The organism is Sodalis sp. (in: enterobacteria) (genome assembly GCF_047607725.1).
In the GTDB taxonomy this organism is placed as follows: domain Bacteria; phylum Pseudomonadota; class Gammaproteobacteria; order Enterobacterales; family Enterobacteriaceae; genus JBLKSS01.
Window position 1 is genome coordinate 1 of sequence record NZ_JBLKSS010000148.1, and the last position, 12,809, is coordinate 12,809.

Annotated in this window: 9 protein-coding genes and 2 pseudogenes; 5 read left to right on the forward strand and 6 right to left on the reverse strand. The window is 56.2% G+C overall.

The genetic code is table 11. From position 1 onward, the window contains the following. Positions 1-146 precede the first annotated feature (146 nt). The 6 genes from ACMX3H_RS13435 to rpmH all read right to left on the reverse strand — a co-directional run bounded on the left by ACMX3H_RS13435 (position 147) and on the right by rpmH (position 4,790). Positions 147-536: a hypothetical protein gene (locus ACMX3H_RS13435; RefSeq protein ID WP_415211192.1), complete on the reverse strand. Its 390-nt coding sequence runs from the start codon at positions 534-536 to the stop codon at positions 147-149. Positions 537-948: 412 nt separating this feature from the next. Continuing rightward, positions 949-2,313, reverse strand: a complete 1,365-nt coding sequence (gene mnmE / locus ACMX3H_RS13440) for a tRNA uridine-5-carboxymethylaminomethyl(34) synthesis GTPase MnmE (protein WP_415211193.1) — start codon at positions 2,311-2,313, stop codon at positions 949-951. A 98-nt stretch (positions 2,314-2,411) separates the two neighbouring features. Further along, on the reverse strand, positions 2,412-4,046 hold the full coding sequence (gene yidC / locus ACMX3H_RS13445) for a membrane protein insertase YidC (protein WP_415211194.1): 1,635 nt from the start codon (positions 4,044-4,046) through the stop codon (positions 2,412-2,414). 2 nt (positions 4,047-4,048) lie between these two features. Further along, entirely contained in the window at positions 4,049-4,306 is a 258-nt protein-coding gene (yidD, locus tag ACMX3H_RS13450; protein WP_071881984.1) for a membrane protein insertion efficiency factor YidD, read from the reverse strand. Further along, positions 4,270-4,629, reverse strand: a complete 360-nt coding sequence (gene rnpA, locus ACMX3H_RS13455; protein ID WP_071881985.1) for a ribonuclease P protein component — start codon at positions 4,627-4,629, stop codon at positions 4,270-4,272. Before rnpA ends, yidD begins: the two co-directional genes overlap by 37 nt. A 17-nt stretch (positions 4,630-4,646) precedes the next feature. Further along, on the reverse strand, positions 4,647-4,790 hold the full coding sequence (rpmH, locus tag ACMX3H_RS13460) for a 50S ribosomal protein L34 (RefSeq protein ID WP_071881986.1): 144 nt from the start codon (positions 4,788-4,790) through the stop codon (positions 4,647-4,649). A gap of 640 nt (positions 4,791-5,430) precedes the next feature. Here rpmH and dnaA point away from each other — a divergent pair. The 5 genes and pseudogenes from dnaA to yidA all read left to right on the forward strand — a co-directional run. Continuing rightward, positions 5,431-6,825 (forward strand): chromosomal replication initiator protein DnaA, encoded by a 1,395-nt coding sequence (gene dnaA, locus ACMX3H_RS13465; protein WP_415211195.1) that lies wholly within the window; start codon positions 5,431-5,433, stop codon positions 6,823-6,825. Positions 6,826-6,827: 2 nt separating this feature from the next. Then, positions 6,828-7,928, forward strand: a complete 1,101-nt coding sequence (gene dnaN, locus ACMX3H_RS13470) for a DNA polymerase III subunit beta (protein ID WP_415211196.1) — start codon at positions 6,828-6,830, stop codon at positions 7,926-7,928. A gap of 26 nt (positions 7,929-7,954) precedes the next feature. After that, positions 7,955-9,049, forward strand: a pseudogene (recF, locus tag ACMX3H_RS13475) (DNA replication/repair protein RecF). Positions 9,050-9,067: 18 nt separating this feature from the next. Then, positions 9,068-11,476, forward strand: a complete 2,409-nt coding sequence (gene gyrB / locus ACMX3H_RS13480) for a DNA topoisomerase (ATP-hydrolyzing) subunit B (RefSeq protein ID WP_415211197.1) — start codon at positions 9,068-9,070, stop codon at positions 11,474-11,476. Between the two features lie 363 nt (positions 11,477-11,839). Beyond that, positions 11,840-12,641, forward strand: a pseudogene (gene yidA, locus ACMX3H_RS13485) (sugar-phosphatase); the annotation flags it as partial. Between the last annotated feature and the right edge of the window lie 168 nt (positions 12,642-12,809).

Sequence of the window (12,809 nt, forward strand, 5' to 3'; positions counted from 1 at the left end):
CCCCCCCCCCCCCCCCCCCCCCCCCCCCCCCCCCCCCCCCCCCCCCCCCCCCCCCCCCCCCCCCCCCCCCCCCCCCCCCCCCCCCCCCCCCCCSSSCCSYMCMMCMMMYCCMCCMMYMMYYCMMSMCSYCCYCCMCGGGGCGCTTACTAGCGGTGCAACAAGGTGGCGAGATAGCTTTTTCCCACGCCGCTGGCGCCGGTGACCAGGATCGGCAAACCGCCATCGGGGTAATTGACCGCCGCCAGGCATAATTCCACCGCGCTTTTCAAACTCTCGGTAGCGCCGATTAAGACCTGAAACACATCTTCTTCAGGCCGCTGGGGCGCCGCCGTCAGCGTTGGTCCGCTAAGCCAGAAACGGACCGGGCGGGTATTTTCCTTCCGCAAAAAGCCCTCGTCGCACAGCTGATTGAGATAAAGGCTTATCATGCTGCGGCTGGCGGAGGTAAAACGTTCGCAGTCCTGCGTGGTAAACCCTTTGCTCTCGTGGTGATAGTACGCGCTTAATTGTCGGTAAAGATCGTCTTTCGCGGACATGGGGTACCTTTTCGCATTGAATCGATTAAAGGGTACCTTGTTGCTTTCACGCGGGTTACGCAAGCGCCGGAGCGTGCGAAAGCCAACCACCTCACAGAATTGACCGTTGTGCCTCACCGCGCCCCACAGCGGGGCCGGATAGCAGGCTGTATTTCAGTGGAACAGCGCGACGCTTATGGCCGAAATCGTTTTCATATCCCCCGTCGCGCGGCGCAAAATGGGGGCGTTTGCAGCCGTGCGGCAGCATTTTCGGGCCCGATGAGCGGCTATTTCTGCTCATACAAGCCTTTGGGGTTTCAAGGTGGGTACGATGTCTTTTACCGTATAGTGAGGCGCCTGGACATTGGTTGGGGCTGGCACACCCAACCGTTAGCCCTAAGGTTTGAGAGAAAGGGGGTGGACGTTACAAGATTCACTTGCCGATACAAAAACTGGAAAAAATCCTGCCGAGCAGGTCATCGGAGCTGAATTCACCGGTAATTTCACTCAGCGCCTGTTGCGCCAGACGTAACTCTTCCGCCAGCAGATCGCCTGCGTAAGCGCTCACTAACTGTTCTTTTCCCTGCTGCAAATGCGTGGCGGCGGTTTCCAGCGCGTCCAGATGGCGTCGGCGGGCCAAAAAGCCCCCCTCGGTGTTACCGGTAAAGCCCATGTTCTGTTTCAAATGGGTACGCAGCAGGTCCACGCCCACGCCGGACTGGGCGGACAGGGTAATAAGTGAGTAACCGCTTACATCGCTAATAGCGACACTTTCGCTGGTGAGGTCGGCTTTATTGCGCACCACCGTAACCGGCATGCCGGGCGGCAAACGGGCGATGAACGCCGGCCAAAGCATATCCGGGTCGCTAAGGGGGGTGGTGGCGCCGTCCACCATCAGCAGCACATGGTCGGCCTGTTCAATTTCACGCCAGGCGCGCTCAATGCCGATCCGCTCCACCTCGTCGCCGGCGTCGCGCAGGCCGGCGGTATCGATAATATGCAGCGGCATACCGTCCAGGTGGATATGTTCACGCAGCACGTCGCGTGTCGTGCCCGCGATGGCGGTGACGATGGCGGCCTCGCGCCCCGCAAGCGCGTTCAGCAGGCTGGATTTACCGGCGTTCGGCTTACCGGCAATCACCACTTTCATGCCTTCGCGCAGCAGGCTGCCCTGGCGCGCTTCGATGCGTACCCCCTCAAGGCTGGTGATGACGTCGTTCAGGCTGGCTTCAATTTTACCGTTGGAGAGGAAATCAATTTCTTCATCGGGAAAGTCGATAGCCGCTTCGACATAAATACGCAGGTTAGTGAGCGCTTCCACTAATTCATGAATTCGCCCGGAAAACGCGCCCTGTAGCGAGTTGATCGCCGAGCGGGCGACCTGCTCCGAGCTGGCGTCAATGAGGTCGGCGATAGCCTCTGCCTGGGCGAGGTCCAGTTTGTCATTGAGAAAGGCGCGCTCGGAAAACTCGCCGGGGCGGGCAATGCGCACGCCGGGCAGCGATACGATACGTTGCAGCAATAGATCCAAGATGACCGGGCCGCCATGCCCCTGAAGTTCCAGGACATCTTCGCCGGTAAAGGAATGGGGGCCAGGGAAGAACAGGGAAATGCCCTGATCAAGCGTAGCACCGCCGTCGTCGCGAAAGGGCAGGTATTCCGCCTGACGCGCCCGCGGTAGCTTACCCAGTAGCGCGCGGGCCACCGTGGCGGCCAGGGGGCCTGAGACGCGCAGAATGCCGACGCCGCCGCGTCCGGGCGGGGTGGCAAGGGCTGTGATGGTATCCGTCTGGCTCATTGAAACGCTCGCTTGGCGCCGCGGGGCGCGGTTGAAAAAATTAAGGCGGTCATAACCATGACCGCCTTATCAGCATGGCTCGGGCCGGGTGCGCGCCGTTATTTGGCTTTTTTATCCCTGCTGTGTAGGCCGCGCTTTTCCAGGCCGCGATAGATAAGCTGCTGCTGGATAATGGTCACCAGGTTGCTGACGATATAGTACAATACCAGACCCGACGGGAACCACAGGAAGAACACGGTGAAGATCACCGGCATAAAGGTCATGATCTTCTGCTGCATCGGGTCAGTGATGGTGGTGGGCGACATCTTCTGGATGAAGAACATGGTAATGCCCATCAGTACCGGCAGGATGTAGTAGGGATCCTGGGCCGAGAGGTCATGGATCCACAGGGCGAACGGCGCATGGCGCAATTCGATGGAGCCTGACAGCATGTAATACAGCGCCAGGAAGATCGGCATCTGAATCACCAGCGGCAGGCAGCCGCCCAGTGGATTAACCTTCTCCGCCTTGTACAGCGCCATCATTTCCTGGTTTTGGCGTTGTTTATCATCACCCAGGCGCTCGCGCATCGCCGCCAGTTTCGGCTGCAGCATGCGCATCTTGGCCATCGAGGTGTACTGCGCCTTGGTCAGCGGGTACATGATGCCGCGCACGATAAAGGTAATGATAATAATGGAGAAGCCCCAGTTGCCGATATAGCTGTGGATGAATTTCAGCAGCTTGAACAGCGGTTGGGAGATGAACCATAGCCAACCGTAATCGACCGCCAAATCCAGATGCGGGGCGATGGCCGCCATCTTGTCCTGGATTTCCGGGCCGAGCCACAACGTGGCTTTCAGCTCGCTTTGGCCGCCGGCCGCGACGGTGACAGGGGCGGATTTAAAGCCGACGGCCGCCTGGCCGTTGCCCAAGTCGGTGGTGTAGAAAGTGTTTTTGCCCTGGGTGAAAGGCACCCAAGCCGTGGCGAAATACTGCTGCAGCATGGCGACCCAGCCACCCTCGGTGCTGACGGAGAGATTCTCGCCCTTGATATCTTTGAAGCTGTACTTCTGATATTTGTCGTCGGTAGTGGAATACGCCGCGCCCCGATAAGTGTGCAAAGCGAAGTTGCTGCTGCCGGTATCACGCGTCTTGGGCAAATCAATGGATTGTTTCAGTTGACCGAACAACGTCAGCTCAAGCGGTTGCGCACTGGCGTTATTAATATCGTAATTAACATTTAACGCGAAATCGCCGCGTTTCAAGATGAAGGTCTTGGTGTACACCGCGCCGTCAGGCGCGGTGGTATAGGTCAGCGGCACGCGCAATTCGCTCTGGTTATCCGCCAGAACATAGGTGTCCTGGTTGGTGGTATACAGCGGGCGTTCGCCGTTGGCGGGATTATCCGGGCCGTTTTTACCGGTTAAGCCGCTTTGCGCCTGATAGACGAATTCCGCGGAGGTTTCCAGCAAATGGAAAGGCTGCGGCGAACCCAGTTTATCGGGATAAGACAGCAGGAAAGCCTGCTCGATGTCACCGCCGCGGGTATTGATTTTCAGCGACAGCAAGTCGGTTTTCACCGTAATGAGCTGGCCCTGTCCGCTGGCCGGCACGCCCTGACTGTCCGGGTCTGCCGTTGTGGTGTTCGCGGTCTGGGCGGTAGGCTTGGGAGCATGGTCCGTCTGCCAGGCCTGCCAGATTATGAAAGACACGAACAGCAGAGCGATGACAAGAAGATTGCGTTGCGAATCCATTGTTAGTGTTCTCTGTTGTCAAAGGTTTTTGGCGGCACGGGATCTTCGCCACCTGGGTTCAAAGGGTGGCATTTTAATACGCGTTTTAATGTCAACCAACTGCCTTTTAACATACCAAACCTGCGTATCGCCTCAATTCCATACTGCGAACAAGTGGGCCGGAACCGGCAATGAGGTCCCAGCAACGGGCTGATCACGAGTTGATAACCGCGTATCAACCCGATTAGCAGCTTTGAGACTGGCGACAATGGCGGCGCCATAATTTTTCTAACGCTTCCGTCAGGGCATGGTTATCCAGATCGGCCACGCCTTTTTTGGCGATGACCACAAAATCCATGGCGGGCAGGGCGTGCTGATGTAGGCGGAAACTTTCGCGCGTCAGGCGCTTGATCCGGTTTCGTTCATGGGCCCGTTTTACATGTTTTTTGGCGACCGTGAGACCGACGCGGGGATGCCCCAGCGTGTTCAGGCGGCCGAGGATGGTGACATGCGGCGTGCCGGCCCGTTGAGGCTGCTGGAAGACGAAAGTAAAATGATTGGGAGTTAACAACCGTAACTCCCTGGGAAATGCGAGCTTAACCACCCGGTGGGCAAGCTTTCTTACTTGGAAGATACGGTCAGGCGTGTACGGCCTTTCGCACGGCGACGTGCCAAAACCTGACGACCGTTCTTCGTTGCCATACGAGCACGGAAACCGTGGGTACGGTTGCGTTTCAATACGGACGGTTGGAAAGTGCGTTTCATAGCGATTTCTACCTAAACTTTGATAATTACTGATCAGTAAACGCGTTTGGCCGCTCGGCGTGAAAACGACCGACGCCTCAATCGCATAACGAAACGATTAAAGAGGTGGGATTGTAATAATTGTACAGTCCCGAGTCAATTTACATCGCGCATGCCCGCCTGAATACCCGTGTTCATACCAGAATCTCCGTCCGGCAAGTCGGACAGGACAACAGACGTCATGCGTAGGCTGAGTAATTATACGGGGTTCACGCCAAAGCGCAAGGATCTCGCGGGATCTACTCTATTCCTGGCAGGATCACATGTCCTCGATCCCGGCCGAAAAATTCAGACTATGCTTAATTTCGGCGATCATAAGGCTTACTTTTTATCCAGCGAGGACAGAATCAGGTACACTCCCAAGCGCCCGGTTACCCTGTGGATAAAAAGGATGAAAACTGTGTAGAAGAGGAGGATCTGCGGCGCGGTTTGCGTTATGATCCGCACTCCCTGACGGGATCCCCGCCAAGATCCGTCGCGGGAAAAACCGTTTAAGGCGGTTCGCAGGTTGCATCACGGTAATCTGTGTCAAAAAGATGATCCTGAATCATACAGTTTTGTTTCTTTGTCTTTTGTTGATCTTGTTCGATTGGAGTCCGCCGTGTCACTTTCGCTTTGGCAGCAATGTCTTGCCCGGTTACAGGATGAGTTACCTGCCACAGAATTCAGTATGTGGATACGCCCCCTACAGGCGGAACTGAGTGACAACACTCTGGCGCTTTACGCCCCTAATCGGTTCGTGCTGGATTGGGTGCGGGATAAGTATTTGAACAACATCAACGGGTTGCTGAATGACTTCTGCGGCACCGATGCACCGCTGCTGCGCTTTGAGGTGGGCAGCAAGCCGCCGCAAATGGCGGTGCTTCAGCCCGCGAGCCATCACGCCAGCGAGGTGCCGTCACAAGCGGTGGTCGCCCGTCCGCGGCCCAGCCGGCCGAGCTGGGATAACGCTCCGCTGCAGCCGGAGCTCTCTTATCGCTCCAATGTGAATCCCAAACATAACTTTGACAATTTCGTCGAAGGTAAATCGAACCAGCTGGCCCGCGCCGCGGTGCGGCAGGTCGCCGATAATCCCGGCGGCGCCTATAATCCGCTGTTCCTTTATGGCGGCACCGGGCTGGGCAAGACCCATCTGCTGCACGCGGTGGGCAATGGCATCATGGCGCGCAAGGCCAACGCCAAAGTGGTGTATATGCATTCCGAGCGTTTTGTCCAGGATATGGTCAAGGCATTACAAAATAACGCCATCGAGGAATTTAAACGCTATTACCGGTCGGTGGACGCGTTGCTTATCGATGACATTCAGTTTTTCGCCAATAAGGAGCGCTCGCAGGAGGAGTTTTTCCATACCTTCAATGCGCTGCTGGAGGGCAATCAGCAGATTATTCTGACCTCCGATCGCTATCCCAAGGAAATAAACGGCGTTGAAGACCGGTTGAAGTCGCGGTTTGGCTGGGGGCTGACGGTGGCGATTGAGCCGCCGGAGCTTGAGACGCGCGTGGCGATATTAATGAAGAAAGCCGATGAGAACGCGATCCGCCTGCCGGGGGAAGTGGCTTTTTTTATCGCCAAGCGTTTACGTTCCAACGTACGCGAGCTTGAAGGGGCGTTGAATCGCGTCATTGCCAACGCTAACTTCACCGGCCGGGCGATTACCATTGATTTTGTGCGCGAAGCGCTGCGGGATCTGCTGGCGCTGCAGGAAAAGCTGGTCACCATTGATAATATCCAGAAAACCGTCGCGGAATACTATAAAATCAAGGTGGCCGATTTGCTCTCCAAGCGGCGTTCACGCTCGGTAGCCCGCCCCCGGCAGATGGCGATGGCGTTATCGAAAGAATTAACCAATCATAGCCTGCCCGAAATCGGCGACGCGTTCGGCGGGCGCGATCATACCACGGTGCTGCACGCCTGCCGGAAAATCGAGCAATTGCGTGAAGAGAGCCACGATATTAAAGAAGATTTCTCTAACTTAATCAGAACATTGTCTTCCTAACTATGAAATTTACCGTTGAACGTGAGCATCTGCTTAAGCCCCTGCAACAGGTCAGCAGCCCGTTGGGGGGACGCTCGACATTACCGATTCTGGGTAACCTGCTATTGCAGGTGACGGAAGACCGCTTGCTGCTGACCGGTACCGATTTGGAAATGGAAATGGTCGCGCGGGTCGCGCTGAGCGACGCTCATGAGCCGGGCGCCACCACGGTGCCGGCGCGCAAGTTTTTTGACATTTGCCGCGGCCTGCCGGAAGGGGCGGAAATCGCCGTGACGTTGGAAGGTGAACGGATGCTGATTCGCTCGGGGCGCAGCCGCTATTCGCTTTCCACACTGCCCGCCTCCGACTTTCCCAATTTGGATGATTGGCAAAGCGAGGTGGAATTCACCCTGTCGCAGTCAATTTTGAAACGATTAATCGAATCGACGCAGTTCTCGATGGCCCATCAGGATGTGCGTTACTACCTCAACGGTATGCTATTTGAAACCGAAGGCGAGGAGCTGCGTACCGTGGCCACCGACGGGCACCGCCTGGCGGTCTGCGCCATGTCTGTCGGCGAGGCGCTGCCGTCCCACTCCGTTATTGTGCCGCGCAAAGGCGTGATGGAGCTGGTGCGCATGCTGGACGGCGGCGAAAACCCCGTTAAGCTGCAAATCGGCAGCAACAATATTCGCTCCAGCGTCGGTGATTATATCTTTACGTCCAAACTGGTCGACGGCCGTTTTCCCGATTATCGCCGCGTGTTGCCGAAGAATCCCGATAAAACCCTGGAGGCGGGCTGTGATGTGCTCAAGCAAGCCTTCGCCCGGGCCGCGATCCTCTCCAATGAAAAGTTTCGCGGTGTGCGGCTCTATCTCAGCGCCAACCAGCTGAAAATTACCGCCAATAATCCCGAACAGGAAGAAGCGGAAGAGATCCTCGACGTCGCCTATCAGGGCAGCGAGATGGAAATCGGTTTCAACGTCAGCTATGTACTTGACGTGCTAAATGTCCTGAAATGCGAGGAAGTGCGGCTGCTGCTGACCGATGGGATGTCCAGCGTGCAGATTGAAGACAGCGCCAGCCAGGCGGCCGCCTATGTCGTTATGCCGATGCGTCTGTAGCCAATGTGGTAAGGTAGTGTGAGTTGATGGCTCTGTCGCGTCTGTTGATTCGTGATTTTCGTAACATCGCCTCCGCAGATTTGTCCTTGGCCGCCGATTTCAACTTTCTGGTGGGTGCCAACGGCAGCGGTAAAACCAGCGTTTTGGAGGCGATTTACACGCTTGGCCACGGCCGCGCGTTTCGCAGTTTGCAATCCGGGCGGGTTATACGCCATGAGCAGCCGGAATTCGTGCTGCATGGGCGTATTGATGCCGGACAGCTGGACGCGCGCGCGACTTCGGTGGGGCTGTCGCGCAATCGACTGGGCGACAGCACGGTGCGTATTGACGGCAGCGACGGCCATAAAGTGGCGGAACTGGCCCAACTCTTACCGATGCAGCTGATTACGCCGGAGGGGTTTACGCTGCTCAACGGCGGCACCAAATACCGGCGCGCATTTATGGACTAGGGCTGTTTCCATAATGAACCGGGTTTTTTTACCGTATGGAGCAACCTGCTCCGGTTGCTGAAACAGCGCAATGCCGCCCTGCGTCAGGTCAGCCGTTATCAGCAGCTGTGCGCATGGGATCAGAAGCTAATACCGCTGGCGAATCGTATCAGTGAATGGCGCGCCGACTACAGCGAGGCTATCGCGACGGATATTACCGCCACCTGCGCGCAATTTTTGCCGGAGTTTCGCCTCGACTTCCGCTTCCAACGCGGCTGGGACAAAGAAAGCGATTTTGGCGAGCTGTTGGAACGCCAGTTCGAGCGCGATCGCGCGCTGACCTACACCGCATCGGGTCCTCATAAAGCGGATTTCCGTATCCGCGCCGAAGGCGTACCGGTGGAGGATATTCTGTCGCGCGGTCAGCTGAAATTATTAATGTGCGCTCTGCGTTTGGCGCAGGGCGAATTCCTTATCCACCGGAACGGGCGGCGTTGTCTGTATCTTATCGATGACTTCGCGTCCGAACTGGACACCGGACGCCACCGCTTATTGGCGGAGCGTCTAAAAGCCACCCACGCCCAGGTTTTCGTCAGCGCGGTCAGCGCGGATTAAATCCGTGATATTACCGATGAAAAGGGCAAGATGTTCAAGGTGGAACAGGGTAAAATAAGCCTCCAATCCGAAGTTTAAAATGAGCGGGAAACGTTGATGTCGAATTCTTATGACTCCTCAAGTATCAAAGTACTCAAAGGACTGGACGCGGTGCGCAAGCGCCCGGGTATGTATATCGGCGATATCGATGATGGTACCGGTCTGCATCATATGGTATTCGAGGTTGTGGACAACGCTATCGACGAAGCTCTTGCTGGTCACTGTAAAGAAATCGTGGTCATGATCCACGAGGACAATTCGGTTTCCGTCCAGGATGATGGTCGCGGTATTCCGACCGGCATTCACGAAGAAGAGGGCGTATCCGCCGCCGAAGTCATCATGACCGTGCTGCATGCGGGCGGGAAGTTCGACGACAACTCCTATAAGGTGTCGGGCGGCCTGCACGGCGTCGGTGTGTCGGTGGTGAACGCCCTGTCGGAAAAACTCGAGCTGATGATAAAACGCGAAGGCAAAGTGCATCAGCAGACCTATCATGGCGGCGTGCCCCAATCGCCGCTGGAAGTGGTGGGTGAAACCGATCAGACCGGCACCACAGTGCGGTTCTGGCCGAGCTTTGCCACTTTCACCAATAATACCGAATTCCAATACGAAATCCTGGCCAAGCGGCTGCGTGAGTTGTCCTTCCTCAACTCCGGGGTGTCTATCCGTTTGCAGGACAAGCGCAACGACAAAGAAGACCACTTCCATTACGAAGGCGGCATTAAGGCTTTCGTGGAATATCTGAACAAGAACAAAACCCCTATCCACCCGAACGTGTTCTATTTTTCCACTGAAAAAGACAGTATCGGCGTGGAAATCGCGCTGCAATGGAACGACGGGTTCCAGGAAAATATTTATTGCTTCACCAACAATATTCCCCAGCGCGACGGCGGTACACATTTGGCCGGCTTCCGCGCTGCTATGACCCGTACGCTGAATTCCTATATGGATAAAGAAGGCTACAGCAAGAAGGCCAAAGTCAGCGCCACCGGCGACGACGCCCGTGAAGGCCTTATCGCCGTCGTTTCGGTTAAGGTGCCGGATCCGAAGTTCTCTTCCCAAACCAAGGACAAGCTGGTTTCCTCGGAGGTGAAATCCGCGGTGGAGTCGCTGATGAACGAACGGCTGGTGGAATATCTGCTGGAAAATCCCAACGACGCCAAAATCGTGGTGGGTAAAATCATCGATGCCGCCCGCGCCCGTGAAGCCGCCCGTAAGGCGCGCGCGATGACCCGCCGTAAGGGGGCGCTGGATCTGGCCGGTTTGCCCGGTAAGCTGGCGGACTGCCAGGAACGCGATCCGGCGCTGTCCGAACTGTACCTGGTGGAGGGTGATTCCGCCGGTGGTTCGGCCAAGCAGGGCCGTAACCGCAAAAATCAGGCGATATTACCGCTGAAAGGGAAGATTCTTAACGTTGAAAAAGCCCGTTTTGACAAAATGCTCTCTTCCCAGGAAGTCGCCACGCTGATAACCGCTCTTGGCTGCGGCATCGGCCGCGATGAATATAATCCGGATAAGCTGCGCTACCACAATATCATTATCATGACCGATGCCGACGTCGATGGCTCGCATATCCGCACCCTGTTGTTAACCTTCTTTTATCGTCAGATGCCGGAAATTATCGAGCGCGGCCATGTGTTTATCGCCCAGCCGCCGCTTTATAAAGTCAAGAAGGGCAAGCAGGAGCAATATATTAAAGATGACGAGGCGATGGATCAGTATCAGATAGCGCTGGCGATGGATGGCGCCACGCTGCACGCCAACGCCCATGCCCCGGCACTGGTCGGCGAGCCGCTGGAGAATCTGGTCGCCGAGCATTATGCCGTGCAAAAGATGATTGGCCGCATGGAGCGCCGCTTCCCGCGTGCGCTGCTTAACCATCTGATTTATCAGCCGGCATTGACCGAAGCGCAGCTGCATCAGCAGGTCACAAGCTGGATCGCGTCGCTGGTGCAAGCGCTGAACGATAACGAGAAGCACGGCAGCAGCTATAGCTTCAAAGTGCAGGAAAATCGCGAGCGCCAGCTGTTCGAGCCGCTGCTGCGCGTGCGGACGCATGGCGTCGATACCGATTATCTGCTGGATTACGATTTTATCCACGGCGGTGAGTATCGCAAACTGGCGACGCTTGGCGAAAAGCTCAGCGATCTTATCGAGGCGGATGCCTATATCGAGCGCGGTGAACGCCGCCAGCCGGTCACCAGCTTTGAACAGGCGCTGGAATGGCTGGTGAAAGAGTCGCGCCGCGGCTTGGCGGTGCAGCGCTATAAAGGTCTGGGCGAGATGAATCCCGAACAGCTGTGGGAAACCACCATGGACCCGGATAGCCGGCGCATGTTGCGCGTCACGGTGAAAGACGCCATCGCCGCCGATCAGCTCTTTACCACGCTGATGGGGGATGCGGTCGAGCCACGGCGCGCGTTTATTGAAGAAAACGCGCTAAAGGCGGCGAATATCGATATTTGACGGCTGATACAGACCTATCCGACATCCGGGACTCACCTCCCGGATTTTTTTTGCCACGCTTTCACCGACGAGGGGGCGTTAGGCCGCCGCGGGCGGCGGGCTATCTCACCGGTTTTGGCCAGAATGGCGTCCTATTTTACCGGGCTTGCCGGCGCACCGCTTAATAAAATTGCCTCCCCCTTGTCATTGTCCCGAATTATCCCTGGCGGATGCTATGGTGGTGTCGGTCGCCAATAGCGCCGGCGCGACAACGGTTGACAGCGTTGTCGGGTCATATAGGCTAAAGTGACCGCTGCCCTAAAGCAGTTAAAAACAAGCGGCAGGCATCAGATTTATGCTTGTGGCGCAATCCAAGAGGATGCGATGGCGATAAAATTGATTGCAATTGATATGGACGGGACGCTGTTAAATCATAAACACGAAATTACCCCGGCGGTAAAAGACACTATCGGCGTGGCGCGCGGCAAGGGCGTTTACGTTGCGCTGGCCGACCGGCAGGCCCTATATCGGTATAGAACGGTATCTCATGGAGCTGGATTTACAAGCAGAGGGGAATTTCTGTATTACCAATAACGGCGCGCTGGTACAGCGGACGGTCGACGGGTCGTGTATTTCGCAAACGGTGCTTGATATTAACGATTATCGCTACCTGGAGGCTTTATCCCGGCAGCTTGAGGTCCATTTCCTCGCGCGGGATTTCGATACGCTTTACACCGCAAATCGCGATATTAGCCGCTATACGGTCTATGAGGCCTCATTAACCGGCATGCCTTTCAAGTTTCGCACCGTTGCGGAAATGGACGCCTCCCTACGCTTCCCGAAAGTCATGATGATAGACGACCCCTATATTCTGGATGCGGCCATCAAACGCATTCCGCAGGAAGCGTTCGAGCGTTATACCATCATGAAAAGCGAGCCCTATTATCTGGAATTACTAAGTAAACAGGCCAATAAGGGCACGGTGGTAAAAGCATTGGCGGAACATCTGGGATTGGATCGCGATGAGGTGATGACCTTTGGCGATCAGGCCAACGATCTGGCGATGATTGAGTATGCCGGCACCGGCGTTGCGATGGGTAATGCCATCGACGAAATCAAAGCCGCCAGTCAATTCGTCACCCAGACCAATCTGGAAGATGGGGTGGCGCTGGCCATTTGCAGATTCCGACGTATCCGATCATTTGTTCCGGCAACATCCGATCAGTTATTCCGATATTTTCCGATCACCCATTCCAGTGATATTCGATCACGTGTTCGCTTATCTTCTGACTCAGTTTTAGTCTATTTTTCCGTAAGCGCCCCGTGGAGGACGTCTTGAATTATTGGTGGGTTT

Excerpts from the sequence above, each read along its gene's own strand:
- ACMX3H_RS13435 (WP_415211192.1), bottom strand. The coding sequence starts at position 536 with ATGTCCGCGAAAGACGATCTTTACCGACAATTAAGCGCGTACTATCAC.
- mnmE (WP_415211193.1), bottom strand. The coding sequence starts at position 2,313 with ATGAGCCAGACGGATACCATCACAGCCCTTGCCACCCCGCCCGGACGC.
- yidC (WP_415211194.1), bottom strand. The coding sequence starts at position 4,046 with ATGGATTCGCAACGCAATCTTCTTGTCATCGCTCTGCTGTTCGTGTCT.
- yidD (WP_071881984.1), bottom strand. The coding sequence starts at position 4,306 with ATGGCGCCGCCATTGTCGCCAGTCTCAAAGCTGCTAATCGGGTTGATA.
- rpmH (WP_071881986.1), bottom strand. The coding sequence starts at position 4,790 with ATGAAACGCACTTTCCAACCGTCCGTATTGAAACGCAACCGTACCCAC.
- dnaN (WP_415211196.1), top strand. The coding sequence starts at position 6,828 with ATGAAATTTACCGTTGAACGTGAGCATCTGCTTAAGCCCCTGCAACAG.
- gyrB (WP_415211197.1), top strand. The coding sequence starts at position 9,068 with ATGTCGAATTCTTATGACTCCTCAAGTATCAAAGTACTCAAAGGACTG.